The sequence below is a fragment of the Flavobacterium procerum genome (genome assembly GCF_042431625.1).
Lineage (GTDB): Bacteria > Bacteroidota > Bacteroidia > Flavobacteriales > Flavobacteriaceae > Flavobacterium > Flavobacterium procerum.
On the sequence record NZ_JBHLYW010000032.1, the window covers coordinates 85403 to 111949 of the forward strand.

Sequence of the window (26547 nt, forward strand, 5' to 3'; positions counted from 1 at the left end):
CTTTGAACACATCCATTTTGCATCCAGATATTCAGGAATTTATAATTCAAAATACGGGTGCAGACATTACAAAATTGGCGCTTCAGAAAAATCCGTTTCCTGAAGTAGAATGGATTTCAATCTTAAATCAGATAGAAGCAAGATCTAAAGCGAAAGACAAACTTCCGACTTGGTTTACGGCATCAAATATTATTTTTCCGAGCAAGATTTCTGTAGAACAGACCTCATCTGAAAAAACAGCTGCTTATAAGTCTTCTTTGATTTCTGGCAAAACATTAATCGATCTTACTGGCGGATTTGGAGTAGACGATTATTATTTTGCTAAAAACTTTAAAGTGGTTGCACACTGTGAAATAAACGAAGAATTATCAGAAATCGTAAAACACAATTTTCAGCAGCTTCAGAGTAAAAATATTTTTTGCTATCCAGTAGATTCCATCAATATTCTGCATGAATCGGAAACGAAATGGGATTGGATTTACATTGATCCTTCGCGTAGAAATGATGCCAAAGGAAAAGTCTTTATGCTTAAAGACTGTCTGCCGAATGTACCCGATTTATTGGATTTTTATCTAGAAAAAGCCAATTCTATTTTAATCAAAACTGCTCCGATTTTAGATATTTCTGCTGGTTTATCAGAATTAAAATTCGTTAAAAACATTCATATCGTTGCTTTGGATAATGAAGTTAAAGAGCTTCTTTTTGAAATTCACAAAAATTATTCAGGTCAGGTTAGCATCAAAACCGTTAATATTCTAAAGGAAAAAACAGAGAATTTTGAGTTTGTCTTAGGAAACGACAGTACTTGCGTTTCGTATTCACTTCCTCAAAAATATCTTTACGAGCCTAATGCTGCAGTAATGAAATCTGGCGGTTTTGAAGAAATAAGTTCCTTTTTTGAAATAGACAAACTTCACAAACATTCGCATTTGTACACGTCAGAAACCTTAATCGATTTCCCTGGAAGGAGATTTGAAATCCAAAAAATGATTCCGTACAGCAAATCTGAAATGAAAAATGAATTTGCTAACAAACAAGCCAATATCACAACGCGAAATTTTCCAGAAACCGTTGAAAATATTCGAAAAAAATGGAAAATAAAAAATGGGGGGAATTTGTATTGTTTTTTTACAACTGATGTAAAAGATAACAAAATAGTTTTAATTTGCAGCAAAATAAACTAAGAAATGAAACAACTAATTACCTTAACTGTTTTTTTGCTGACTTTTACTGCATTTGCTCAGAAACCATGCGAATACAGTGCTAATGTTACCGATTCTATCGGAACTTACAAAATTACCAACGAATACCTTGTAAACGAGAAAAACTTTGGAGGAACATTTAACTATGTTTTTTTTGCACTTGCCCAAACAGACGGTGTACCGACTTTGAATGTACAGATGATTCAGAAAAGCAAGGATTTTATTAAAGCCAATTGTTTTGACAAGAATTCAAGAATTTTCCTCCAGCTGCAAAATGGGAAAATCGTTTCTCTTATGCACATCAATCAAGAAAACTGTGGCACACTTATTCAAGGTGGTGAAAAAGGATATAATAACCGTGTGAATACGGGCGTTTTTATGTTTATGAAAGACAATTTTGAAGAACTGAAAAAATCTCCGGTTACCATGCTTCGAATTAAATATCTAACTGATATCGAAGATTATATCATGAAAAGCGAATTGACTTCTGAAATGAACGGAAAAGTGTATCATCCTGATACTTATTTTATGAAGAATATCCGTTGTGTTGAATAATTACGGACAAGACCATTTTTCATTAGAAACCTTATCTTTTAAACCCGTTTTTAAATTATAATGCCACCATTCGGAATCAAAAGAATTGAATCCGTTTTTGATCATTATCGTTTTTAGATAAGCTCTTTTTGAAAGGATTTCTTTTGACAACTGTTTGAAATTGTGTCCCGCCTCGATTCCAAAAAAATCAAAAGGAGTTCCCATATCAACCTCTTTACCGTCAGCATCTACAAGCGAAATATCTACGGCTCCTCCTCTATTGTGGATGGAGCCTTTTTTTGGATCTGCAACATACTTTGGGTTAGAAACTATCTCCCACATTTTTTTCTGAATATCCAAAGGACGATAACAATCATATAATTTGATTCGGTAACCTTTTTTCAAAAACTCCTTATTTGCCGCAATCAAAGCTTTTACTGTTTTCAAACGAAGCATACATTCTGCACAATCATAGACTTTTGCTTTTAGAAAATTGTCTTCGGTGGCATATTTCATATCATAAATAAAATCACTACTGTAATCGCTGAGATTGACAAAACTGGTATCTGATACTTGATTTTTTACTGGATTTGAATAGGTTTCATTTTGCGCATTTGATAAAAACAACGCTGAAAAGAAACTTAATAAAAACAAAAACTTGGAGACTTTCGGCATGAAATTAGCTTTTTTATATAAAGGAATTTTCTCAAAAAGTAAATATAGGAATAATAAATTGTTTAACTAAATGGATATTCAAATGAAAAAAACTATCTTCTTAATGCTTCTCTTTCCATTACTCGGAATTTCGCAGCAACAATCGGAACCTTCAAAGTTTATAAATGAATCTGTTTCTGTTCAAATCAATAAAAATGAGAATGAAAAAACGGTTTTTAAGTCCGGAATTGGCGAAACGGTGACTTTTTATCCCAGCGAAATTATTAATTTGAAAGAAAACAAGAAAACAGAAGGTCTTGAGCTAGAAAGTGTATTTATAACAAAAGAGCATCAAAATAGGCCTTCGCAATACGCAAAAGAAACCGCATGGATTGAAACTTCCGAAATTCAAGAACTTCTTTTTTGGTTTGAAAATTATATCATTCCCAATTTGAATTCTGGAGCAAATTCTAAAAAAACGGTACAGTACGTTTTTAATTCCAAAGAAGTCCAATTCAAATTTGATGTTTACAACAACAACCAGACTTTTACAATCATTATGAAAAATTCTAAATACGAGGATAAATATTTTTGGACCGAAACCAGAGTCAAAGACATTCCGAATATCATTAAAACGCTTCAATATCTTAAATCAAAGACCTAAAAGGTCGTTCTGGTTTTTCATATACAAAATAATTTTCTGACTAAAAAAGTGGTTTTAAAACCGCTTTTTTTTATTATATTTCCCTCAAAATCAAATTTAGATCCATCAATTATTTAAAAACAATAAATGAAGAATATAAAACTATATTTTCTGATTTTGAATCTTTTTCTAACAGTTTCTATTACTGCACAACAGACGAAAGCGGCGCAAATAGCAGCTAAAAACAGTGATTACGATGTTCAGGACAGCATTATGATTCCGACACGCGATGGAATATTTTTATCTGCAATGGTTGCCAGAAAAAAAGATGATGCAAATCTGAAGCCCGTTATTCTTCAATACACTATATACGTTCGGGATAAAGGCCGCGACCTTAAAAGCATAAAAGAATCGGTCGATAAAGGTTATGTCGGAGTAATTGTTTATGCACGTGGAAAGCGCTTCGGAGGCGGTGAAATCAATCCGTATGAAAATGAAAGCAATGACGTTTACGATGCAATTGACTGGATCAGCAAACAGAAATGGTGTGACGGGCGCGTGGCTATGTATGGAGGCAGTTATAACGGATTTACCCAATGGGCGGCCTGCAAAAAAATGCATCCGGCACTTAAAACAATTGTTCCCGCAGTGGCTAATAGACCCGGAATGGGGCATCCGATGGAAAATAATGTCTTTATAAACCCAAATTACGAATGGGCTTTTTATGTCGGAAACAATAAATATCTTGATACGGTTGCCGGAAATAATAGACAGCGTTTTAGAGGAATGCAGTTTAGATGGTGGGAAACTGGCGTCGCTTACAAAAAACTAGACAGCATTGACGGAGAGCCCAACAGATGGTTTCAGAAATGGATCAGCCATCCTTCGTTTGATTCTTACTGGCAAAAAATGGCTCCTTATAAAACTGATTTTTCGAAAATAAATATTCCAGTTCTAGCTTTTGACGGCTATTACAATGATTCTCAGAATTCGAGTTTGTATTATTTAAAAGAACTCGAAAAATACAGTCCGAAAACGCCTTTTTATTTGGTTATTGGTCCTTATGGTCATTTTGGGACACAAGTTGGCGGAGAAGCCGTTGTTAATGACTATAAAGTAGATTCTGTTTCTTTGATTGATATTAAAAAAATAACCTATCAATGGTTTGATTATATTTTGGAAAATGGACCAAAGCCTGAAATTTTAAAAAACAAAATCAATTATGAAGTGATGGGCGCAAATGAATGGAAAAGTGCTTCGTCATTCGAGAAAATGCATCATGAGTACCTGACTTTTTATCTGACTTCTGTTTCTTCGCAGGCTTTTAAACTTGCAGATTCCCAAAAACCGAAAAAGAAAGAGTTCTTAGCACAAGATGTTGATTTTGCAGACAGAGAAACGAGCAATAATAACTATTATCCGAGTCCAATTATACGAAAAGAAGTCAGCATAAACGACGGTTACTTTTTTATTAGTGAACCTCTGACAGAACCATTGATTGTAAACGGTTCTTTTTGGGGCGAAATCAAACTCAGCATCAACAAAAAAGATCTTGATTTGGGTGTAACGCTTTATGAAGTTACACCAGATGGAGAATATTTTCATTTGTCATATTATATTGGACGTGCCAGTTATGCCAAAGACATTGAGAAAAGACAGCTTTTGGAACCAAACAAAATAGAAACTATTGCTTTTACAAACACTCATTTTGTGAGCAAACAACTAAACAAAGGAAGCCGTATTTTAATAGCACTAAATGTGAATAAAAATCCGTTTTCGCAATTAAACTATGGAACAGAAAAGGATGCCAGCGATGAAACCATCAAAGATGCACAAGAGCCTTTAAAAATTAAATGGTACAATGATAGTTTTGTGAAGATTCCAATTTTGAGATAATTAATAAAAAATGTTACAAAGCCCCACAAATAACGAAAAAGATGAAAGATTACCATTATTTTCAAAAAATTGAAAATGCTATAGCGTCTCATTTAAATCTTACAGAACTAAAAACCGGCATTCAAATTATTCGAAATGAAAAAGGATGGAGAGAAAATGAGATTGCGATAGAATACATCTGGATTGTTGAAATGTCTCTTTCATTTGTTGGTTGGGGAAGTATTTTTCAAATTAAATTTAAAGAAAATAAATTCAGGCAATATTCTAATGAAGATAAGTTGGTGCAGGGAATACTACTTTTTAATAACGATGGTCCTCATGAAATTTATTTCACAGAAGACTTAAACACCTCTAATGAAATTATTAAATCGTTCAATTTCAATTTATTTGAAGCCAATAATTCGATTACTCTTGATGGTGTAAAATATAGAATTAGAATAATTTCTAAGAATATTGATTCATTCCTGAATGTTAACAACCCGAGCACAGAAGAATGGAAAAAATGGGAAACTGAAATATGGAAATTAGGACAGAAGCTAGCCGGCCAATCCAATAACACAAATATGAAAAATCTATTTGCTCTTTCTTAACATTAAAAGATACGGATCTTGATAAATTGCAACTTTAACTTCATCAACTCTAAAAATCAAAACTTTCTTTTGTTCTTTTTCATTGTTTAAAAGACCTTCAAAATAGGTTATCTCATTATTTTGTGAATTTGCATCGTTTCTCCATCCCAAACTAGAAAAAAATCGTTCTAGATTATTAATTGGAAGCTCTTTTCTTTTACAAGTTTTTTCGTTGATAATTTTAATATTGCTTTTTACATCGAAACAGTTATCAGGCAGAGGAAAATAAATTTCATCTCCTTCAATTATTATATTTTTATCAAAACAGGATTTATAAAATTCTTCTTTTTCGTCTATGTTCGATGTCAAGAAAATTTCTGAATTTACAATCTTCCAATTTCCATCAAGATTATAATCAGAAAAATTACACCCATAAGTGATCAATACTAAAAGCAAAACACTGTTTTTTATTGCAAGAATAAAATTTTTATCATTTCCTCGATTTGATTGTTTTTTCATCCTTTTTTTGTTTTTGAGCTAAAGTTTAGCTCAAATCTCCTGAGCTGATTTATTTCTGAATTTTATTTTTCAAACAAAAATATACAAAATTCATTCTACATAAATCTAGAATTCATATTCTTTTAAAAGTGATCGCTCGTAAATCAATCAAATCTCTCCCGTCCTTAAAACATTCTCCTTTACCCCTTTATTTTTAAGCATTCGGAAGTGAGAACGTACGGCGTGATAAAAAGGATATGACGTATAAGGAAGATCGTACTCAACAGCATAACGTCTAATAATTGGCGTGATGTAAGGATAATACGTATGGCCCACGGCTGGAAAAAGATGGTGTGCTATATGATGGGTAAAACCTCCGTACAAGAAATTAGCCAATTTGCTTTCGGTACTGAAATCTTTGGTTACAATCATTTGATGTTTCGCCCAAGTTGCAGAAAGATTTCCGTCTTCATCGGCATGCGGAAAATTAGCATCTTCGTCAACATGTGTAGAAATTAGCGCAATAACTCCGAGCGCACTACCGCACATATGCATAGCCAGCCAAGCGAAAAGAACTATATACCAAGGCTGGTTTAAGTACAACATCGGAATAAAAAGCAGGTAAAAAAGGTTGATGATTTTTGCTGCAAAAAGTCTGTAAATTTCAGGCTTCGGAATTGTTTCTACGACTTTCATAACGTAATTGTCCTTCTTCCCAAAAAAATCCTTAAAATCACGAATGTAAAGCCAATTAAGACTATACAGCGGATAAATGAACCACATATAAATATGCTGGTACTTATGATAACTCAGTAAAGGAGTATTGGGGAAAATTCGTATTATGTTGCTTTGTTTGATGTCTACATCCCAATCGGGCACATTTGGATAAGCATGATGCAACCCAATATGACGGCGCATCCAAAGCCAATGATTGCTTCCAAAAAGTTCCAGTACATAAAGGAACCATTTATTATGCTTCGGTTTTTTAAATAATGCACCATGAGCGGCATCATGAAAGGCATTAATAAAAAGCACAATCATTGTAATACCGCATAAGATATAGAAGAAAAATAATAAATAAGTCTGATTGCCAAATAATAAAACACAGGCGTAAAATAAAAAGAAAACAGCAAGGAGGCCCAAAGACTTTACAACATTCAATACATACAACGATGAGTTATTTAAGACCGTTTCATTCACTTCTAAACGCATCTTCTTAAAAAAATCATCATCTCCAGGTTTAAGGTAAACTGGTCGTTTTAATTTTTCCATACAGTTATTTGGCTAGAAATTGTTCTTTCAAATTTAATTAAAAAAAGTTAAAACACATCATTACAACATATTACATTTAAAAAAAACAAATCATTCGAACAGATTTATTTCTTTTTGAAAATTCCATAAACTATAAAAAAATATGAATCTGTATGATTAAAATCATAATTTAAAAAAAATACTGATGGTACATTTACGCGGTAAATTATAGCGCTCAATTGTATTTCTGAAAAAGTCTTAAATAACTTTTCGGTTGCAACGGTAAATTAAGATTCAAAAAATGAACAAGAACTTTTTAGTACAAGAAATCATCAGGTTAAAACGAGAAAAAAATGCTGTAATCTTGGCGCATTATTATCAGGATCAAGATATTCAGGAAATTGCAGATTTTATCGGAGACAGTCTTGAACTATCCAAAAAAGCGCAAACCACCGATGCTTCTATAATTGTTTTTGCTGGTGTTCATTTTATGGCAGAAACAGCTAAAATTCTAAATCCTGATAAAAAAGTCCTGCTTCCGGATTGGGAAGCAGGATGTTCGCTTGCTGATGGCTGTCATCCAAAAGATTTTAAGGTTTTTAAAAATCAACATCCCGATCATATTGTAATTACCTACATCAATTGTTCGGCAGAAATAAAGGCAATGAGCGATTTGGTTTGTACATCGGCAAACGCAAAAAAAATAATAGACTCGATACCATTAGACCAAAAAATCATATTTGCGCCCGATGAAAATTTGGGAAATTATCTTCAAAGGGAAACCAAACGTGAACTTGTTTTATGGAAAGGTTCGTGTGTGGTACATGAAGCTTTTTCATTAGACAAACTCATTGAAATCTATAATAATAACCCGAGCGCCAAGATTGCGGCGCATCCAGAATCTGAAAGCCATATTTTAAAAGTGGCACATTATATCGGTTCTACTTCGGGAATTATCAATTTTATAAAAACAGATCCTACTAATGTTTTTATTGTGGCTACGGAGGCCGGGATACTGCATGAACTTTCAAAAGCCGTACCTGATAAGATGCTAATTCCGGCTCCTTCCACAGAAGACAATACCTGCGCTTGCAGCGAATGTGCTTTTATGAAAATGAATACGCTTGAAAAACTGTATTTGTGCCTTAAAAATGAAAGTCCAGAAATGACCGTTTCTAAAGAACTTAGAACCAAAGCACTAAAACCGATCAAAAGAATGCTTGAACTATCATAACCATGCAAGACCTAAATCAAAATAGTAAGCTTAAGACAGATATACTTATTGTAGGTTCTGGTATTTCAGGATTGTTTTTTGCAATGAAAACAGCCAAAAAACGTCCTGATTTGTCTATTGTTATAATGACTAAAGAAAATGCTCAAAACACCAATACGCAACTTGCTCAAGGCGGTATTGCTGTGGTGACAGACTATATAAAAGACAGTTTTGAACAGCATATAAAAGACACTCTTCAATCGGGAGATGGCTTATGTGATCTAGAAATTGTAGATATGGTAGTGAAACAAGCTCCCGAGCGATTAAAAGAACTTGTTGAAATTGGAACTTCCTTTGATAAAAATGAAAAAGGAGAATGGAATCTTGGTCTTGAAGGTGGTCATTCGCAGCATCGTATCTTGCATCATAAAGACAGTTCTGGACTGGAAATTGAGAAAAAATTACTCAAAATTATAAAGGAACTTCCTAATATTGAGCTTTTGGAAAATCATATGGTACTTGACATTAGCACCGAGATCAAAAAAAACAAAACTATTTGTACTGGCGCTTTCTTTTACCACAAAAAACGCAATACCATAAAATACATCAGAACTCGAACCATTATGCTTTGTACAGGCGGATGCGGTCAGCTTTTTGAAAACACAACCAATCCGAAAATTGCAACCGGAGACGGAATCGCAATGGCGGCGCGCACAGGCGCAACAATTTCTGATATGGAATATATTCAGTTTCATCCAACGGCTTTGGCTGCAGGAGAAAAAAATCCGATGTTTTTGATTTCTGAAGCTGTAAGAGGTTTTGGAGCGCATATTGTAAACGAGGATGGTAAAAGATTTCTCTTTAAATATGATGCACGAGCAGAACTAGCGACTCGTGATGTTGTTTCGAATGCAATAAACAGAGAGCTTCAGTCAAGTTCAAAAAATCATGTGTATTTAGATTGCAGACATTTAGACCGAAACGCTTTCTACAATCAATTTCCTGTTATAACTGCACACTGCAATCAACTGGGAATCAAACCAGAAAAAGATTTAATTCCGATAGTTCCTGCGGCACATTATCAATGCGGGGGCATAAAAGTTGACAAAAACGGAACTACAACTGTTCAAAATCTTTATGCTGTTGGCGAATGTGCCAGAACGGGTTTGCACGGAAAAAATCGTTTGGCTTCAAATTCGCTTTTAGAAGCTTTGGTTTTTGCTCATCAAGCTTCTGAAAATGTCGTAAAGACGATTTCAAAATTCAAATTTTCTTCTAAAATATTAGTTCCTAAATTCCCAAAACTGCCACAATTAAATGATTATTATGCTTTTGACATTCTGAAAAAAGAATTGCAACAGCTGGTTACGGCTTTTTACACAAGCGAAAACCGCAACGCCGATTTAGTATCAGAACAAATAAAAGCGCTTAATGATAGCGCTTTATCGCTCATAAAACCTCATGAAATCACAATTCCGTTTATAGAGTTTTCAAACATGCTGACCACATCATTAATTATAATCATGCAATGCAAAGCTGAAAAAAAGGAAATGTGCAAAGGATAAAAAACACTTTTTCTTAACCACTCAAACAAATGTAATATGACACTACATCACTTTGTACTGATAGTTCATCTTTTGGCTGCCACAATCTGGGTTGGAGGGCATTTGTTTCTTTTGGTTTGCTTTCTTCCACAAGCTTTGAAAGAGAAAAATCCGCAGATTATTTTAAATTTTGAAAAGAAATTTGAGAAACTCGGGATGACATCGCTCATACTATTAATTATCACAGGCATCTGGATGGCATATGATTTTGGAGTAACTGCCGAATCTTGGTTTCATTTTAAAACCGGTTTTGAAAAAGCAATTTCGATTAAGCTGTTGCTGCTTTTTGCGACTTTTATCTGTGCAGTTTGTGCACAATTTTTTATTCTTCCGAATCTCGATAAAAACGCAATCTGGAAAATGGCAATTATTATTACAACTGTTACCCTGATTGGAATAACGATGCTTGTTCTTGGTTCGACAATGCGCTATGGCGGAATTTAGTGAACTTATAATTATGACGAATTTCTAAAAAACAATGCCTTAAACTGGCTGTTGACATTTCATTTATCAAAATAAAAAAACATTTTTAATGAAACAATGTTGCGTTTACAAATAAGTATTCTATATTTGCAATACTTAAAAATTATGCACTGATTCATTCGAATGAAAAAGAAATTAAAATTTATTAATCTTCTTATGCCACTGGTAGTAGTATTTGCGATACTATTTCCGGTTATCCATTCTTACGAGCATATTCAAGCTCATGATTCTTCGCATAAAATCACGAAACAATACCACAGCGGTAAAACTGAGTTCAAAAAACACAGCCACTCAAATGAGGAGTGTGCGATTTGTCACTTCAAATTCAGTCCTGTTGGTACCTTTACGTTTGTTTCTTTTAGCTTTTACAAAGCTGTAGCTATTTCATCTAAGATTTGTTATTACTTCAAATCATCTTCATCCTTTTTCAAAGGCTCATTATTTGCACTTCGTGCGCCTCCAACAGTTTAATCACGATATTCATTTAGCTCTGAAATAAGCTGTACCGTCTTTTATTAAAAAAAGAAATTGCTTTCAAATCCTAATCTGCAAGTTGGATTGGGTCTAAGTAGCTATTTTTTTCAATGGAAATTTACTAGCTCATTAAATAAAAGCAATCAGTTTCACAACGGATTACGCTATTTTACGTCTATTTCATAGTTATTGAGAACAATGTCTGGTCATCACTTTTGATCGAATCGTATTCTTATTGAATATTTCCTTACTTCTTTATTAAAAATCGTGCTCGTAACAAGCCGCTGATGCCTTTTGTTTTTACTAAAAAAATCAGAGGACACCAGTTTTGCTATGCTTGCCTTCTTCATTCGTAACCCAAATTGATACATATGAATATTATTAAAATCAAATCAGACAAAATGAAAACTACAAAAATCCTAATCGCTTTTCTCGTCAGTGCTTTTGCATTTACAGCCTGTAATAATGACGATAATCCTGCCGAAAACGAAACCGCTAAACCTTCAATTGATAAAATCGAACTTGGATTAGGCAATAACGAAATTGGCACTATTGGCGAAGATTTTCATTTTAATGCGGAAGTTATCGCAGGAGACAAAATTGAAAACGTACAAATCAAAATACAGCAGATTGCAGGCGAAAAGTACAGCAAAGTCTGGTCGCACGAAATTAGCTGGCCGCAATATGCAGGAGCTAAAAACACAACCATTCACAAACATTTTGATATTCCGTCTGATGCTGCAGAAGGAAAATACGATTTCATAATCCTTATAACCGACCAAAACGGCACTACACTCGAAGTAAAGAAAAACCTCAACATTTATGAAGCAGGAAATCTTCCAGTAAATCCAACTGCTTCTGTTTTTAATGTGTTCCAAAACGATGGCTTTTTCTTTAGAAAAGGAAAATACTATCAGGAAGGCGCTAGTTTTAAAACAGGCGAAACTTTTTCTTCTCAGGTTAGCATTAGCGGCGTCAAAGGAGACGGAATTATGTACCTGCTTTTAATAAACAAAAATGCCAAACACAAACCAGAAAGTGTTGATCAAATCGATTTCAATAAAGTAATTGTCTACGATGTTTACGAACATAAAAACATGACAGAAGTCGGCACATTTACCAACACACCTATCGATGGAAATTTTAACGTAATCAGGCAAATGCCGGTGCTTAAAATTGGTGCAGCAAAAGATAACAACAGTCCTAACCCGCAGGACATTACAGGAACAAGAGCCTGGACATCTGGAGATTATATTTATTTGGCAGTTTATAAAAACACAACTTACAACATCAATTTTTCGCAGGCTATAGATGTTCCTGTTTCATTGTAAACTCATTTAAACTGTAAAATCTCTTTTTATGAAAATTCTAAAATTCCTTCTAGGCCTTTTGGCTTGCACATTTTTTATTTCGTCATGCGAAAGTGATTCTTCTGAAACCGACAAAGAATACCCTGTAATTGACAATTCTACTACAAATGCATTCCCGATACAGTGCAGTGAAATCAAACGTGGTCAGAAAATAACCTTCAGAGCAAGATTTACCGACAATGCAGAACTCGGTTCATACAGCTTAGACATTCATCATAATTTTGATCATCATACACACAGTACCGAAGTCAACAATTGCATTGCAGAACCGGTCAAAAAGCCTTTAAATCCGATGCTTTACATTAATTCTGTAACAATTCCCGCGGGACAAAAAAGTTACGAAGCCACTCAGGAAATAAACATTCCTGCCGATATCGATCTTGGTGATTATCATTTTATGATTCGCTTGACGGATAAAGAAGGCTGGCAGACGATTAAAGGTTTAAGTATAAAAATTATAGAATAGATTTAATGCCGAAAAATAAATCAATCCGATTGCTGACTTTCTGTTTAGTGCTTTTCTCTCTTATATCTGCTTCAAAAACTGTGGCACAATCTGTTCGTTTGTCTGGAACTGTATTTTCTAATGAACGTAAGCCTCTCGAAGGTGCTTCGGTTACTGTTTTTCCTGCTAAAATCAGCACGATTACAGATAAAGACGGCGGTTTCATTTTAAATGGGATTCCGAAAAACGCTACGAAATTAACCGTCCGTTTTTCGGGTTATGCTGTCTATGAAATGAAGTTAAAACTGGAAAAAAGCGCTGTTATTATTCCAAATATTTTTTTGATTTCAGAAGTAAAAGAATTACAAGAAGTGATTGTTTCCGAGAGTTATGAAGGTCGACGAAAAAAGGAAGAATCACTAAATATTGAAACCGTAAACAGCAGTTTTATACAACGTAATCTTGGTGGCAGTCTTATGCAATCCTTACAGCGTTTGCCAGGTGTAAAGACTATTTCTATTGGATCTGGCGGTTCTAAACCATTGATCCGCGGACTCGGTTTTAATCAGGTAATTGTTGTCGAAAACGGAATCAAACATGAAGGTCAGCAATGGGGAGCAGATCACGGCCTCGAAATTGACCAATATGCAGTAAACCGTGTAGAGATTATCAAAGGTCCGTCTTCTTTCATGTACGGTTCAGACGCTATTGGCGGGGCGGTAAACATAAAACCTATTCACCAGCCTGCCAAAAATGTTTTGGGCGGAAACATTGATTTTACTGGAAAAAGCAACAATGAACAATTTGGAGGATCGGTCAATCTTTTTGGACGTAAAGAAAAATGGTTTTTCGATACTAGAATGACCGTTATGGATTACGGAGATTACCGTGTTCCTACCGACACCGTACATGTATACAATTATGCGGTGCGCTTGCACAAAAATCAGTTACGGAATACAGCGGGTCGTGAATTTGATTTGCATGGTAGCACAGGTTTCATAAGCGAAAAATTCAAATCAATAGTGTATCTCAGCCGTGTTTATACCAAAAGCGGTTTTTTTGCCAATGCACACGGACTTGAACCCCGAAATGTTGATACCAATCTTCATGATAAATCGAGCAGAGATATTTTAATGCCTTTTCAGGAAGTGACGCATCATAAAATCAGTAATACAACTTCATTTGAATTAGGAAATCATCAATGGGAAACTCAAATCGGTTTTCAGAAAAACTTTCGCCGTGAATGGAGTCATTATGTTAATCACGGTTATATGCCTCCAATTTATCCTGACGAGATGTACGCCCCTCAAGACTTGGAAAGACAGTACGACAAAGAGGTATTTTCTATTGCCGTTAAAGATCATTTTTATCTGAACAAACATCAAATCACAATTGGAGCCAATGCCGAAAAACAGGAGAATACCATAAACGGATGGAGTTTTTTGATTCCTGCCTTTAAACAGTTCAACAGTGGCATTTTTGTGTATGATAAATGGCAACTCAATGATTTTTGGTTGCTTCATGGAGCAGTACGCGCAGACTATGGTCAAATCAAAATCAAAGAATATATGGACTGGTTTCCAAGCGAAATTTCAGAAAATGGCCAGACAACTCAGGAATTTTTAAAACGTTCGGAAGATCTAACGAGGCAGTTCAGCAGTTTTAACTGGTCTGCAGGAGTCAATTACAATCCTGGATCATTAACATTGAAAACCAATCTGGGAACTAGTTTTAGAATGCCAATTGCCAAAGAATTGGCTTCAAATGGAGTAAACTATCATTATTTCAGATTTGAAAAAGGGAATTCGGACTTAAATCCAGAGCGTTCTTATCAACTGGATTTAGGAATGGAATGGCAAGCTTCTAAATGGTCCGTACAACTGAGTCCGTTTTTTAATTATTTCCCGAATTACATTTATCTGAATCCTACTTCGCAGCATGATATTTACTACGGCGCAGGAAATCAGGTTTTTGAATATCAGCAAAGTAAAGTGATGCGCTATGGTGGCGAGTTGCAGACTCGTTATCAAGTACTACGGCAAATAAGCGTTGAGATTCTAGCTGAATATCTTTATTCTGAACAGCTATCGGGAAGCAAAAAAGGTTATACGCTACCCTTTTCTCCTCCCGCTTCTGTTTTGTTTGGAATGACATACAATCCGGAAATCAAAAATTTAAGAGACACTTATCTTTCCTTGGATTACCGATACACCGCGCCACAAAATCAAATTGTGCCGCCCGAGAAAAAAACCAACGCGAGCAATGTCATAAATCTCGGATTAGGAACTAAAATCAGATCCGGAAAACAAGATTTGATTCTCAGCCTTCAAGTTCAAAATCTGTTCAATACCAGATATCTCAATCACACGAGCTTTTACAGGTTGATTGAACTTCCTGAAGCCGGCAGAAACATCATTCTATCGCTTAGGCTTCCATTTTTATTAAGCAACTAATTCATTCAAAATCAATAAATACAAATATTAATTTAACATCCATAACAATGAAAAACAATTATTTCAAACTGATTTACGTAGCTGTCTTATCTTTATTCGCAGTTTCCTGCAACAACGATGACGACAATACTACTGAAATTCCAGAAGAAGCTCTCTTAGAATACAAACACATCAGGGTTTTGCTTTCTGATGAAAAAACAAACGAACTGACATTGGTAAATCCATTTGAAGCAACGACGGCTTCTTTTAATGCAAAATTTGCAAAATCTTCTCTTTACACAACAGAATCAGGGCGATATGCCGGAATTATTCATCGTGCAGACAATACAGTCGAAACTTTTGACACTGGACTTGAAAGCCATGGAGATCACGTTGATGTAGACGGACTTCCAAAGTTTGGCGCCTTGACAGGGCAATCTCTTCTTCCTACTCATTTTAAAAGCAAAATAGGAGAATTGTTAACTTTTAATGATGGAGACGGAACTCTTTCTGTTGCTAAAGAATCAGAAATCAATACAGCTGGAGCTAAATTCAAAACAATCAATGCTGGTCTTTTGGCGCATCATGGTGCAATGGCTTCTTTTTCAAACGGAACTTATGCGATTACCGAAAAAGATAACACGGTTGCAGGAACACTTCCTGAAAAAGTAAAAGTTATTGATAATACAGGAAAAACGCTTTTTGATGCTGCACTTTCTACAAAAGGAATACACGGAAATGCATCAGACGGAACTTACGCAGTATTCGGATCTGCAAGCGGCGTTTTGGTTGTTGAAAGCAACGGAAAACAAAAGCTTATTGCATTTCCAGAAGATTTTGGAACGGCTTGGTTCGGCACAATCTTGGAAACTGCTTCTAAAGGAAAATTCGTTGGATACACTGCTGCAAAAGGTGCTTACCTGATTGATGTTGTAAACCAAACGATTAATCCGATTTTGAAAAACACTTCTATTATGCAGTGTAAAACAAGTTACGACAAAAGCAAACTAGGCATTTTGTTGCATTCAGGCGAATTCAAATTATGCAGTCTAAACAGCTTGCAAGCAGAAAAAGAAGCAAAAGTGATTTCTGAAACTGCGACCGATGCGGCTTCAAAACCACAAATTCAGCTAACAGAGAATTTTGCTTATATCACTTCTCCTGCAACTGGCGAATTATTGCAACTTAACCTAACTGACATGAAAATTGCTAAGAGAATAAAAGTTTCTGCAACTCCTTACACCATTACGATTCTAGGATTTGAAAACAGTAAAAGCCATTAATTTTTTTATTGAAACACAAAAAAGGCATACGATTTAAGTATGCCTTTTGTTTTTAAAAAATTCCCATATTTTCAGGTTTGATTGTAAAACCTAAACGAATCATACTTTTATGTTCTTGATAATCAATCAAACTTTCGGTATAACCGACAAACCATTGAAGTGTAAGGTAATAGTTTTCGTTTTTGTACGGACGCCAGTTTAATTGTGTCTGAAGCGATCCATAATTTATAAGACCGCTTCCCTTTCTAAAGAGAACATCTGCACTCCAACGTCCTGGTTTTATCAAATAAGTGGCGCTCGCTTCACCATAACCTACATATTTCGTAAGTCCAGGATTATCGTCTTTATCAACAAGCGGAATCCAACCTCTTAATCCAACAGTCCATCTTGGGGAAATTTGCGATTTTAATGAAAATGCCAGCATGTTCCATGTTCTGGAATAAATTGAATCTCTACCGTTTGATTCGTGTTCTAATGAAACTGTTCCGTAAGTCAGCCTTCCTCCTTTTAGATAAAACGGACGAACAATGGCAACTCCCGGATTAAAATTAATTTCCGAAAACGGTTTTGAATTGGCATAAATATCCCAAAATGCTTTTTGAGTGTACATTAAGTAAGGGAAAAAACCGCCCCATAAGGGTTTTGATCGCAATCGAAGTTTAAAACTGACTTGATATTTTACATCGGCAGTATTTCTGGTAATATCCTCATCAAGCGGAATACCAGTCAAAAAGTAATTATCACGATGAACAGAAAAGCTGTTTTCCTTTAATAGAGAATCTGCGGCTCGGAAATTTTTCTTATCCTCTACAATTTGCGAATTGGATTGGATTGAAAATAAAATGAGAAAAAATAATAGGTATTTAGAGTGCATTTTTAGTATAAAATTTGACGTTGTTTATAAGCCTTTTACACTAAGTTACACTATTTTATGAATCAATAAAAAGTTTAAAACCGGTTTTTTTATCCTTTTAAACCTATTTTTTTCTTTCTATGTACTTCAAATTCTATGAGATAATGCTGTCCTTAAAGCATTTTTTCATTGTTTGAAAGCTATTTGCTCACGGCATTTTGCTTTTTAGCAGATTTCCTTTTCCAATAAGTGAGATATAGAATCCCTAAAAACAGAACCAGAATATCTGCTTTTATGATTTGCGGAATACGATTTATTTGATCGCTGTAATAACTTCCTCCAAGCAAAGCGCCAAGACCTATTCCTAACTCCATCGAAATATACATTGTTGCAATCGCTTTTCCGCGATGCTGCGGGTTACTCAAATCAATTGTCCAAGCATTGATGGCGGGTGATAAAATACCAGTTCCAATTCCGTAAATCGAAGCACCTGCTAATAAAACTGTAATAGTTGTTCCTTCGCTAATTGTAAATAATGCTATTGATGTAATAAGTAGACCAACAAAAATAACATTTGTTCTTCCGTGTCTATCGGAAACTTTTCCGGCTCCGAACCGAACTAAAACCGAAGCAATTGTAAAGGCCGTAAAAAAGACTCCTTTATTTTGCGCTCCAAGATGTTCACTCCAGTCAGGAATTAAAGTAAGTATTAATCCAAAAGCCGTATAAGAGAAAAAAGTAATTATTCCCGCGGGAAGTGCTCCAATGTCTATAATATCTTTTCTGCCAATATAAAACATCGATTTATGTAGTTTTTCTTTTACTTCTAATGTTTCTTTCATGTTCATTACAATAACAATCGATAAAAAGGCAAGAAAAGACGAACTATAAAACATAACGTCAATTCCGTAGGCATTTACCACCATTCCACCGAGTGCAGGCCCTAATGCTCCACCGATACTGAAACACAATCCATGCATTCCTAAAGCTTCACCCCAACGCTCCTGCGGAATAATATCGGCTACATACGCAGAAGTTGCCGTTGGCTTAAAACCCGTTGAAAAGCCATGGACTAAACGTAAAAATAAAAATCCAGAAACTGAACTCAAAATCGGATACAAAAATCCGCAGATCAAACATACAACAGATCCAACTGCCATTACAGGAACACGTCCCCATTTATCGGTCAGTTTTCCGCTAAAAGGCCGAGATATCGCTGCTGTTAGGGTAAACAATGAAATAATGAATCCTTTATACTCTGCACCACCCAAACTGCTTAAATAACTAGGAAGTTCTGGGATAATCATATTAAAACTTGAAGAGAACAAAAGCGAACTCATGCAAAGCAAAATGAATTGAAGGGTATAAATGGATTTCTTTTCTTGTGACATTAACTTTTAGAATAGTATAAAATTAAGGCCGCAAAGATAGGTTTCTTTTTGCCTATCGGCTTTTAAAATTCCCGATAATATATTTATATCTTCAAATGCCTTTTCTCTTAATGATTAATATAAATCCTTTAAATTTTAAAGCGAACTGTAAAACTAAACTTTACAAATTATTTACAATTCTAGTTAGACTAAGTAAAAAATCTTGAGTTTGTTTTACATCAAAATAGCTTTGCTTCATCTTTTCTATCTGATATTTAACAGGCAAATAAATCCCCCATTTTGAAACCTGCAAAGTATCTGGGGCTTCTTCAAGTTTTTGAGTAATTACTTCATCAATACCTTTAATATTTGAGCAAATATTCTCTAATTTCAATAAAAATTCTTCTTTCGTATTTTTGATTCGAAACGAACTTGTATGGTCGTTTAAAACATAATTTATTTCATTAATACTAAAAAGAAATTCCAATGTTCTATTTATTCTTGTTCCTGTAAAAGTATAAAATGAAATATCTTTTTCTGAAATCAATAATATTCTTTCAGATTCAGAATTTTGTACATCAAAAACAGAAAAATCACCTCTCATTTCCTGCAACTGATTAGAAGCTTCTTCATTAAGTTCATCAAAAAGCATATTATTGTATAAAATTTCAAACATTTTATTTCTGACTGCTTGATGTACTATCCCTCCACCTCCAGAGAATTTAGTTTTTTTACCATCCTTTGCTGGAATGACTTCTATTTTTTTGGCCTTTAAATCAACAAATTTAATTTTCCAAATTTTAGCTGCTAATAAAATATTTTCATCCTCAATAATTTGTGGACTCCAAGGAATTTCTCCAATTTTATTACCTGCATTTATAACTTTTAAATTATCTTCAATAGTAAAGGCGCTATAAAAATCACGATTATTGACTATTTTTTCGCCTTCAACACCTATTATGACCTCATCATTAATCTTTTCCAACAAATCAATGGTAATCAAATAATCCAAAATTTGTTGAATATCTTGAACTTCAATTTCATTAAAAGTAAAATTTTTCTTCAACTGGCTAATCAAATCACTTAACTTAATTCCTGCATGACCTTTTGTAATTGATAAGGCCTGATGTAACAAAAGATCATATGCAAAACTCATTGATTCTTTAGGTTCAATAAATCCTTCTTTGTACAATTCCCAACAAGCCAGTGATTGCAATAAACTCCATTGATCAGTAGCATATAAATAAAGAAGACTTTTTGCTCCTTCTCTTCTACCGCTCCTTCCAATTCTTTGAATCAATGACGCAATGCTATTTGTAGCATCAATTTGCACCACTTGATCAACCGAACCAATATCAATACCGAGTTCGAGAGTTGAAGTGCATGAAATACAGAAACTTTGTCTTTTATTGTTCTTTGCAAAATACTCGACATATTCTCTAACTTCTTTATCTACAGAAGAATGATGAGAAAAATAATTCGTATGTCCTTTTACCTTTTCAGATATTTTCTTGAGTTTAACAGCTACTTCTTCTGCTAATCCACGACTATTAGGAAAAATAAGAACTTTACTGTCTTTTGTTTCAAGATATAAATCCTTTAATAGATCTAGTGGTAATTCAGCGCCAGTACTTTTGAAAAATTTAAATTTTGCTTCTATATCTTTTGCTGTACTATCTCTTAAAACTATAGTTTTGAGACTATCACCAGTAAACTTTTTTGCTTCGCTATAATCTCCAAGTGTTGCTGACAAACCAATGACTCTATATTCTTTTTCATTTATATCTTGTAATCGAGACAATATAGATTTAAGCTGAACGCCTCTATCTGAACCAATAAACGAATGTATCTCATCAATAACAACAAATTTAAGATTTGCAAAAAGATGCTTTACATTGTAGGGTTTATTGGCAAACATCGCTTCTAAAGATTCCGGTGTTATTAAAACTACTCCCGACGGATCTTTTATTAATTTATCTTTTGAAGATTTATTGGCCTCTCCGTGCCATTTAACAACATTAACTTCTAAGTTTTTGCACAATTCTTCTACTCTGTAAAACTGATCATTTATTAATGCAATAAGAGGCGAAATATAGAGAACCTGAACCCCTTTTTCATTAAAATTAACCTGAGATAAAATAGGCAGAAAAGCAGCTTCAGTTTTTCCCGAAGCAGTTCTAGAGACCAAAATATAATGGTTATCTGTTGTTAAAACTCTTGAAATTGCTGCATTTTGAATGGGACGCAATTGTTCCCATCGTTTGTCACGAATGTATTTTCGGATGGGTTCTGATAATAGTTCAAATGACATTATAATTCTTCTATGCTATCCATCAAAACAGTATCTGGCCTTTCATCAGAAATTTCAATCTCTCCAAATAGTTTTGCTTTATCTAAATCAGGATTCTGTCTTAGTATGTTTAGAATATTTAAAAAATCTCTAATAACTTCTCTAGGCGTTAAAAATTCTGAAGCTCCTGGCTTATTAAACATTTCTTCCATGAAGTTCTGAATATCATCATCAGAAACATTTGTAGCTATTTTGTAATTATAATCAAAGATTGCTTTAAGCTTTATTAAAAGCACAAAAATTTCGTTATGATCAAGTGGCAATAATTTAATTACTGGCTGTGCAAAATCTCTAATTTCTGCAGTCTCAAACTTATTGGTTTCTAAACGTGATTTTAAAGCATGATAACTAAACAAACCTCTTCTTTCATTTTCCAGCACTTCTTTAGTTCCTGCAAAATTGAAAAAAAGATTACTTACTTTTCCTTGAAAACAATCATTATATATAGCCAGAATCTTTTCATAATTTTTTTCTCTCGTTGCAGAAACCGATATTTTATAAAGATTTATAGCCTCATCAAGATTGATCATAAAACCGCTATATCCCATGCTTACAAACAATTTGGTAAAGTTTTTAAGCATATCATAATAATTTAGGTCGTTGATAATTTCTCTCACGCCTAAATCTTGTTTGGCTTCTGTTTTGGTATTATATTCTCCTTTTAACCATTTTAAGGCATTTCTTCTTAATTGTTCATCATCTTTGATATAACCTTCATAATATTTCATCACAACCGTTCCAAAATCAAAACCTCCAACTTCTGTTATTTCGTTGATGGTCTTCATTATGTTATTCTGAATAAGACTCAAATATTGTTCTTCTCTTATATTTTCTAATGGAATATTATTCGATTCTGCCGTTTTCATAACCATTTGTTCTATCCATTTTTCCATTAAAGTTGGCAATGCTCCGCCTTCTGGTTTTGTCTGAATAGCGACATTGTCCATAATAGCGGCATAGAGTGCTACTCCTTTTCCATCATTGGAATAAAGTCTGTTATCTGGCGTAAAATCTGCATTTGCCACCACAAACTTTTGTTTTAGCGCCACAGTATTTAGCAAGTGTAACATAAATGATTTTCCGGATCCGAAATCACCAATCCAAAATTTAACCATACTGTGTCCGTTTTTTACATCTTCTAATGCACTCACAACGGCATCAATTTCTTCAGAGCGTCCCACTGTGATATGTTGTACACCAATTTTAGGAACAACACCTCCAATTAACGAATTAATAATTGCTGTGGCTTCTTTAGGTTTTATGTTTTCTGTCATTTTGCTAAAATTCGGTTATAGTAGTTTTCGTTAATAATATAAAAATCATCTTCTTCTTCAATTAAAACATCATCTAATGTCTCGTAGCATATTTCATTAATACTTTCTATCAATTGGTTTTTAAACATCCCTTTTGATTTTGCGAAAGCTTCAAAATCTGTCTGAAGAACAGAAAAATTTGCCTTCGAAAAAGAATCAAGAATATCTTGCTGTATTTTTGTAAAATTGAGTAAGCTGTCATAAAGAGATACATCAATGCTGTTGTTTTTAGAAACAACCTGCTTCTCTAGTTCCGGATTAATGACCAATTCTGTTTTTAAATCTTCATGTTCATCTTCATCTCTAAGATATTCGTTAAGAAGTTCAACCGTTCCCGAATGTTTTTCATGAACTTGTTGAATAGCATCTCTATCCAATTGAATTTTTTTTCGTCTAGCCGTATAAACATTTTGTACAGCCTTTAAAGCTTTTTCTAAATCTTTATCTTGTATAAATTGATTGATTACAGCTTGAAAATCGTCAAACTGATCACCATTTTTAAACAAAGTTTTCTGAACAGCTAAACCCAGTGGTTTATGATCAAATTTTACCGATTTTAAATAATAATGAATATAATAAACGTACAATGTAAGCGCTGCTTCTTTATTATGTACAGCGATAAACTTTGATGCATCGTAAAAAACATTCTCAACCGATGGATTATCTCGATTTGAAACCCCAAGACTAATAATCTGATTTATAAACTTCTCTGAATCTTTATTAAACTTATTTGTAAATTCATCAAATTTAATTTTCCAACGAGTAGTATTTTGAATATTAAGCTCATAATCTGTACTTTCATCAGGATCATTGATTGTAGGAGCATAAATTTGTACTACTTTATTTAACCTAGTAATTATTCGTTCTTCGTATTCTTCTTTTACAGTATTTGAAATGTATTGTAAATCTGTATTCAGTTTTCTTTTATGCCCAAAACTGTCTCGAACAGTATTTTCACAGTACTTAAAAATATTAGAATGCAATTCGCCTACTACCGTATCTTTAGAATATTTATAATTACTGCTGCCAGGTTTGTAATTATAATGTTTTTGTGCAATTGTATCGGCTATTTTAGAAAGCTCTTCATTTAAAGAAGAAGAATCTTTTTTACATCGTTCATCTAATCTTTTAATTACAGACAAATAAAATTTGATAATCTCAATTGCACAAAATTCAATATTAAAAAAGTTATTAGCTGGATTCCAAATTTTATTTAAAAGAGCGGCATCTTCATCATTAAGATTTAACTTGGCTCTAAACTGAAATCCTAATTTCTGTTGATCATATCCTGAATAATCATCATAGTAATTTTCCTGTCGGCGAATTCTTTCTGATTCTTCCCTTAAATTATGTTCTTCTAATTTTTTAATAAAATGAGAAACACAATACGTTTTTGTTTTAGGATAATTTACTTTTAATTCTTTTAATTCTCTTTCTAAACGAGCAACATTTTTATGATTATCGAATTCTTTTAAAAGATCAAAAAGCAAAACAAATGCATAATTAGTGTTCCCATCAAGGTCTGTATAAATACCGCCTAAAAAATTAAATTTAAACGTTTTATAAAATACTCTCTGTTGGTTAGTAGCAGAATTTATTTCCGAAAAAGAATATACTTGCTGATGTCTCCAATAAGGAACATTTGAGTTTCTTGAAATATTTGAAAGATTATAAGACTCCCCAGAAATATCTATAACCGAATTATCCATATACAATGAATTTTGTTTATTCACTTAAGTTAAAAATTGCTTCTACGATTGCTATATTATTGCAAACAATAACTAGTATATTTTATGTACTATAACAAATCATCGATAAGGTCAGAAAAATCAAACTCATGTATAAGCATGATGGTATGTCCTTCCTTTCTTAAATTTATCGCTTTTTCAACTTTTCTTCCATAACATGAAAAAGCCCAAGCTGGATTTCCGTTATCCCCAACTATTAAATAATCCGTTTTCTTTGTAATGCTGTCAGTCGGTATTCCGCCAAGTTTAATAATATCTCTATGAAGGTGTTCTCTATTTCCTCTCTGCAATACACCGGTTATACAAAAAGTTTTACCTTCAAAAATTACCTCCGGCTCACTGGTACAAAGGCCCGAGATGTTTACATCTATTGTAGCGTTCTCTATATTTTGTCTCACTTCATCATCCTGAATTTTAGCAAATTGCTTAAAAAAAGCCATCAAGACAACTTTTTCTTCATCATCAATTTTATTATCTGAAAGAACAGAAAGCACGAGACTTCTTATTTCATCATAAGGATAATAAGTATTTAAGTGCTCATTCTCATCGAGCCATTTTTGAAGATCATAGACTTCCTTATCAGTAATAACGCCATCTGCCAAAATACCGTGACAAAGACCTTGCAAAATTTGAAGGTCTGAAGTTACCGTATCGTAATAATAATTACCATTCTCATATTTTTGGCATAACCAATATAAATCTTCAATAGTTTCTTTTGGTGGAATTTTATTTGCTATTGTATCTTCAATAATATTCATAAACTCATTCAGCGGATTACGATTTATCAACTCTTTGTGTGCAGTAACCCATTTCTGAAGTTCGTTTACTTCTTTTATATTAATTTCATCGTCTAATTTAATTCCTAACAAAAAACCTTTCAAAGAACTGATTGCTTTATCTGTTTGGGATTTAACTGTATAAACCTTTAATAATTCTTGGTCGATGTTTTTCATTTTTCTGCTTTTTTCTTACAGTTACAATTAAAATTTAATTTTAAAAGTATTATGCATTATTTTATGACAAGTCAAATATCAGTCTTTTGATTTTATGTTTTTTACGGAAAACCATAATCAAAAAAAAATATGCACTAAAATATCAAGCAAGAATTATAATTAACCAAGTATTTATACCTGTTTTAATCTTTTGATTTATTTTATTGACGAATAATTTTTACAAACACTTGATCAGTTTTAAAATTCTGAATCGCTATATCTTATTTTGAATTTGATTTAATCTTTCGGATACATCTCCTTTAACTTCAATTACTTGTATCTCAAAATCATTAATTAATTCGCCAAGAATCTCATTTACCTCATATCTAAGTCCAGGTAAATCAGCATTTGAACACAAAATCCTGTCTGGTTTTTCAATAGTAACAAATACAAAAACGTCAATTTCTTTAATTGTATTTTGAATTTTATTAAATACTAATTGAAAATTAAATGTATTGTCAACTGCCAGTACATAAGCTAGAAGATCAATTGGACAACGATCGAAAATGGCATTTTTATTACTTCTCACGATTTGTTTTAAAGAATGTTCTAACTGCATCAAATAATCATCTGCAGTAGGTATTTCCGGAAAAGCAAAACCAATTTCCTCTAATTCAAAATAAGGTTCTGGGTAAAATTCATAATCAGGAAAAGATTCGTGTAGTTTTTGTGCCAATGTGGTTTTACCAACCAAATGAGCTCCCATTATCGCTATTCTCATGTTAGTAGTATTTTCACTTCAAATTGTCTAATCTTTTGCCTAATCCCAAACTTTTGAACCTGATTCATTTTCATATACAATATTTATACAAAAATGTTGTAAAAAGTGGTGATTTTTTATGGTAAATATAGAAATAAAAAAGTAGTAAAAACAAAAAACCCCTTGAAAAACAAGGGGTCTAAGTGTGAACGCAGAAGGATTCGAACCTTCGACCGCCTGCTTAGAAGGCAGGTGCTCTATCCAGCTGAGCTATGCGTCCATTATTTCAATTGTAGTCGGGGTGGCAGGATTCGAACCTGCGGCCTCCTGCTCCCAAAGCAGGCGCGATAACCGGGCTACGCTACACCCCGAAGCAAAATTTAAGCGGAGAGACAGGGACTCGAACCCTGGCGACGGTTACCCGTCGACAGATTAGCAATCTGCTCCATTACCGCTCTGGCACCTCTCCTTGCTAGTGGAATTGCTTCCGTTTTGCGAGTGCAAATGTATAACAACATTCCATATCTCACAAGCTTTTTTTTTAGTTTTTTTAGTTTTTTTTCATCTTTTTTCAAAACCACTTCACAATCAAACGAATAGAATTAACAAAAAATTCACTCAAATTTAAAATCCCTCCTATTCAATACAAAATTTGAATATATTTAAATAA

23 protein-coding genes and 3 tRNA genes are annotated in these 26547 nt (G+C 33.6%); 13 read left to right on the forward strand and 13 right to left on the reverse strand.

Going from position 1 to position 26547, the window contains the following annotated elements; genetic code table 11:
- Positions 1 to 2: 2 nt before the first annotated feature.
- Positions 3 to 1184, forward strand: a complete 1182-nt coding sequence (locus tag ACFFLS_RS24560; protein ID WP_379682595.1) for a THUMP-like domain-containing protein — start codon at positions 3 to 5, stop codon at positions 1182 to 1184.
- 3 nt (positions 1185 to 1187) lie between these two features.
- Complete coding sequence (locus tag ACFFLS_RS24565) at positions 1188 to 1757, forward strand: hypothetical protein (RefSeq protein ID WP_379682596.1); 570 nt, start codon at positions 1188 to 1190, stop codon at positions 1755 to 1757.
- Here ACFFLS_RS24565 and ACFFLS_RS24570 read toward each other — a convergent pair whose 3' ends face one another.
- Positions 1758 to 2411, reverse strand: coding sequence for a M15 family metallopeptidase (locus tag ACFFLS_RS24570; RefSeq protein ID WP_379682597.1), 654 nt, complete (start codon positions 2409 to 2411; stop codon positions 1758 to 1760).
- Positions 2412 to 2493: 82 nt separating this feature from the next.
- On the opposite strand from ACFFLS_RS24570, the gene ACFFLS_RS24575 reads away from it, so the two are divergent.
- From ACFFLS_RS24575 to ACFFLS_RS24585, 3 genes are all read left to right on the forward strand, one after another.
- Positions 2494 to 3054: a hypothetical protein gene (locus ACFFLS_RS24575; RefSeq protein WP_379682598.1), complete on the forward strand. Its 561-nt coding sequence runs from the start codon at positions 2494 to 2496 to the stop codon at positions 3052 to 3054.
- A 126-nt stretch (positions 3055 to 3180) separates the two neighbouring features.
- A complete protein-coding gene (locus ACFFLS_RS24580) occupies positions 3181 to 4929 on the forward strand; it encodes a CocE/NonD family hydrolase (RefSeq protein ID WP_379689712.1) in 1749 nt (582 codons plus the stop codon).
- Between the two features lie 41 nt (positions 4930 to 4970).
- Positions 4971 to 5519: a hypothetical protein gene (locus ACFFLS_RS24585; protein ID WP_379682601.1), complete on the forward strand. Its 549-nt coding sequence runs from the start codon at positions 4971 to 4973 to the stop codon at positions 5517 to 5519.
- Here the strand turns inward: ACFFLS_RS24585 and ACFFLS_RS24590 are convergent.
- Both ACFFLS_RS24590 and ACFFLS_RS24595 read right to left on the reverse strand, forming a co-directional pair.
- Positions 5502 to 6017, reverse strand: a complete 516-nt coding sequence (locus tag ACFFLS_RS24590) for a hypothetical protein (RefSeq protein ID WP_379689715.1) — start codon at positions 6015 to 6017, stop codon at positions 5502 to 5504. The two genes, ACFFLS_RS24585 and ACFFLS_RS24590, sit on opposite strands and share 18 nt — an antisense overlap.
- 147 nt (positions 6018 to 6164) lie before the next feature.
- Positions 6165 to 7268, reverse strand: coding sequence for a fatty acid desaturase family protein (locus ACFFLS_RS24595; protein WP_379689717.1), 1104 nt, complete (start codon positions 7266 to 7268; stop codon positions 6165 to 6167).
- Positions 7269 to 7548: 280 nt separating this feature from the next.
- Here ACFFLS_RS24595 and nadA point away from each other — a divergent pair, with 280 nt between their 5' ends.
- The 8 genes from nadA (at position 7549) to ACFFLS_RS24635 (ending at position 16551) form a co-directional block, all read left to right on the forward strand.
- Positions 7549 to 8481 carry a quinolinate synthase NadA gene (nadA, locus tag ACFFLS_RS24600; RefSeq protein ID WP_379682605.1) on the forward strand — a complete coding sequence of 311 codons (933 nt, stop codon included), beginning with the start codon at positions 7549 to 7551 and terminating at the stop codon, positions 8479 to 8481.
- 2 nt (positions 8482 to 8483) lie between these two features.
- Positions 8484 to 10025: an L-aspartate oxidase gene (nadB, locus tag ACFFLS_RS24605; RefSeq protein ID WP_379682606.1), complete on the forward strand. Its 1542-nt coding sequence runs from the start codon at positions 8484 to 8486 to the stop codon at positions 10023 to 10025.
- Between the two features lie 36 nt (positions 10026 to 10061).
- Positions 10062 to 10508 carry a copper resistance protein CopD gene (locus tag ACFFLS_RS24610; RefSeq protein WP_379682607.1) on the forward strand — a complete coding sequence of 149 codons (447 nt, stop codon included), beginning with the start codon at positions 10062 to 10064 and terminating at the stop codon, positions 10506 to 10508.
- 195 nt (positions 10509 to 10703) lie between these two features.
- On the forward strand, positions 10704 to 11018 hold the full coding sequence (locus tag ACFFLS_RS24615; RefSeq protein ID WP_379682608.1) for a hypothetical protein: 315 nt from the start codon (positions 10704 to 10706) through the stop codon (positions 11016 to 11018).
- Positions 11019 to 11422: 404 nt separating this feature from the next.
- Entirely contained in the window at positions 11423 to 12352 is a 930-nt protein-coding gene (locus tag ACFFLS_RS24620) for a DUF4625 domain-containing protein (protein ID WP_379682609.1), read from the forward strand.
- Positions 12353 to 12380: 28 nt separating this feature from the next.
- Positions 12381 to 12857, forward strand: a complete 477-nt coding sequence (locus tag ACFFLS_RS24625; protein WP_379682610.1) for a DUF4625 domain-containing protein — start codon at positions 12381 to 12383, stop codon at positions 12855 to 12857.
- A gap of 5 nt (positions 12858 to 12862) precedes the next feature.
- Complete coding sequence (locus ACFFLS_RS24630) at positions 12863 to 15289, forward strand: TonB-dependent receptor (RefSeq protein ID WP_379682611.1); 2427 nt, start codon at positions 12863 to 12865, stop codon at positions 15287 to 15289.
- Between the two features lie 47 nt (positions 15290 to 15336).
- Positions 15337 to 16551, forward strand: a complete 1215-nt coding sequence (locus ACFFLS_RS24635) for a hypothetical protein (RefSeq protein ID WP_379682612.1) — start codon at positions 15337 to 15339, stop codon at positions 16549 to 16551.
- Between the two features lie 52 nt (positions 16552 to 16603).
- Here the strand turns inward: ACFFLS_RS24635 and ACFFLS_RS24640 are convergent, their stop codons facing one another.
- From ACFFLS_RS24640 to ACFFLS_RS24685, 10 genes are all read right to left on the reverse strand, one after another.
- Complete coding sequence (locus tag ACFFLS_RS24640; protein ID WP_379682613.1) at positions 16604 to 17425, reverse strand: phospholipase A; 822 nt, start codon at positions 17423 to 17425, stop codon at positions 16604 to 16606.
- A gap of 179 nt (positions 17426 to 17604) precedes the next feature.
- A complete protein-coding gene (locus ACFFLS_RS24645) occupies positions 17605 to 18795 on the reverse strand; it encodes an MFS transporter (RefSeq protein WP_379682614.1) in 1191 nt (396 codons plus the stop codon).
- 160 nt (positions 18796 to 18955) lie between these two features.
- On the reverse strand, positions 18956 to 21085 hold the full coding sequence (locus ACFFLS_RS24650; RefSeq protein WP_379682615.1) for a DEAD/DEAH box helicase: 2130 nt from the start codon (positions 21083 to 21085) through the stop codon (positions 18956 to 18958).
- Positions 21085 to 22398, reverse strand: a complete 1314-nt coding sequence (locus ACFFLS_RS24655) for an ATP-binding protein (RefSeq protein WP_379682616.1) — start codon at positions 22396 to 22398, stop codon at positions 21085 to 21087. Before ACFFLS_RS24655 ends, ACFFLS_RS24650 begins: the two co-directional genes overlap by 1 nt.
- Positions 22395 to 24146, reverse strand: a complete 1752-nt coding sequence (locus tag ACFFLS_RS24660) for a tellurite resistance TerB C-terminal domain-containing protein (RefSeq protein WP_379682617.1) — start codon at positions 24144 to 24146, stop codon at positions 22395 to 22397. Before ACFFLS_RS24660 ends, ACFFLS_RS24655 begins: the two co-directional genes overlap by 4 nt.
- An 89-nt stretch (positions 24147 to 24235) precedes the next feature.
- Positions 24236 to 25138, reverse strand: coding sequence for a BRCT domain-containing protein (locus tag ACFFLS_RS24665; RefSeq protein WP_379682618.1), 903 nt, complete (start codon positions 25136 to 25138; stop codon positions 24236 to 24238).
- A 253-nt stretch (positions 25139 to 25391) separates the two neighbouring features.
- Positions 25392 to 25898, reverse strand: coding sequence for an ATP/GTP-binding protein (locus ACFFLS_RS24670; RefSeq protein WP_379682619.1), 507 nt, complete (start codon positions 25896 to 25898; stop codon positions 25392 to 25394).
- A 185-nt stretch (positions 25899 to 26083) separates the two neighbouring features.
- A tRNA-Arg gene (locus ACFFLS_RS24675) sits at positions 26084 to 26157 on the reverse strand.
- A gap of 16 nt (positions 26158 to 26173) precedes the next feature.
- A tRNA-Pro gene (locus ACFFLS_RS24680) sits at positions 26174 to 26248 on the reverse strand.
- Between the two features lie 14 nt (positions 26249 to 26262).
- Positions 26263 to 26346: transfer RNA gene (locus ACFFLS_RS24685), tRNA-Ser, on the reverse strand.
- Positions 26347 to 26547 lie beyond the last annotated feature (201 nt).

What these genes read in the sequence shown, in the direction of transcription:
- ACFFLS_RS24565 (WP_379682596.1), top strand. Translation starts at nt 1,188, where the DNA reads ATGAAACAACTAATTACCTTAACTGTTTTTTTGCTGACTTTTACTGCA.
- ACFFLS_RS24570 (WP_379682597.1), bottom strand. Translation starts at nt 2,411, where the DNA reads ATGCCGAAAGTCTCCAAGTTTTTGTTTTTATTAAGTTTCTTTTCAGCG.
- ACFFLS_RS24575 (WP_379682598.1), top strand. Translation starts at nt 2,494, where the DNA reads ATGAAAAAAACTATCTTCTTAATGCTTCTCTTTCCATTACTCGGAATT.
- ACFFLS_RS24580 (WP_379689712.1), top strand. Translation starts at nt 3,181, where the DNA reads ATGAAGAATATAAAACTATATTTTCTGATTTTGAATCTTTTTCTAACA.
- ACFFLS_RS24585 (WP_379682601.1), top strand. Translation starts at nt 4,971, where the DNA reads ATGAAAGATTACCATTATTTTCAAAAAATTGAAAATGCTATAGCGTCT.
- ACFFLS_RS24590 (WP_379689715.1), bottom strand. Translation starts at nt 6,017, where the DNA reads ATGAAAAAACAATCAAATCGAGGAAATGATAAAAATTTTATTCTTGCA.
- ACFFLS_RS24595 (WP_379689717.1), bottom strand. Translation starts at nt 7,268, where the DNA reads ATGGAAAAATTAAAACGACCAGTTTACCTTAAACCTGGAGATGATGAT.
- nadA (WP_379682605.1), top strand. Translation starts at nt 7,549, where the DNA reads ATGAACAAGAACTTTTTAGTACAAGAAATCATCAGGTTAAAACGAGAA.
- nadB (WP_379682606.1), top strand. Translation starts at nt 8,484, where the DNA reads ATGCAAGACCTAAATCAAAATAGTAAGCTTAAGACAGATATACTTATT.
- ACFFLS_RS24610 (WP_379682607.1), top strand. Translation starts at nt 10,062, where the DNA reads ATGACACTACATCACTTTGTACTGATAGTTCATCTTTTGGCTGCCACA.
- ACFFLS_RS24615 (WP_379682608.1), top strand. Translation starts at nt 10,704, where the DNA reads ATGCCACTGGTAGTAGTATTTGCGATACTATTTCCGGTTATCCATTCT.
- ACFFLS_RS24620 (WP_379682609.1), top strand. Translation starts at nt 11,423, where the DNA reads ATGAAAACTACAAAAATCCTAATCGCTTTTCTCGTCAGTGCTTTTGCA.
- ACFFLS_RS24625 (WP_379682610.1), top strand. Translation starts at nt 12,381, where the DNA reads ATGAAAATTCTAAAATTCCTTCTAGGCCTTTTGGCTTGCACATTTTTT.
- ACFFLS_RS24630 (WP_379682611.1), top strand. Translation starts at nt 12,863, where the DNA reads ATGCCGAAAAATAAATCAATCCGATTGCTGACTTTCTGTTTAGTGCTT.
- ACFFLS_RS24635 (WP_379682612.1), top strand. Translation starts at nt 15,337, where the DNA reads ATGAAAAACAATTATTTCAAACTGATTTACGTAGCTGTCTTATCTTTA.
- ACFFLS_RS24640 (WP_379682613.1), bottom strand. Translation starts at nt 17,425, where the DNA reads ATGCACTCTAAATACCTATTATTTTTTCTCATTTTATTTTCAATCCAA.
- ACFFLS_RS24645 (WP_379682614.1), bottom strand. Translation starts at nt 18,795, where the DNA reads ATGTCACAAGAAAAGAAATCCATTTATACCCTTCAATTCATTTTGCTT.
- ACFFLS_RS24650 (WP_379682615.1), bottom strand. Translation starts at nt 21,085, where the DNA reads ATGTCATTTGAACTATTATCAGAACCCATCCGAAAATACATTCGTGAC.
- ACFFLS_RS24655 (WP_379682616.1), bottom strand. Translation starts at nt 22,398, where the DNA reads ATGACAGAAAACATAAAACCTAAAGAAGCCACAGCAATTATTAATTCG.
- ACFFLS_RS24660 (WP_379682617.1), bottom strand. Translation starts at nt 24,146, where the DNA reads ATGGATAATTCGGTTATAGATATTTCTGGGGAGTCTTATAATCTTTCA.
- ACFFLS_RS24665 (WP_379682618.1), bottom strand. Translation starts at nt 25,138, where the DNA reads ATGAAAAACATCGACCAAGAATTATTAAAGGTTTATACAGTTAAATCC.
- ACFFLS_RS24670 (WP_379682619.1), bottom strand. Translation starts at nt 25,898, where the DNA reads ATGAGAATAGCGATAATGGGAGCTCATTTGGTTGGTAAAACCACATTG.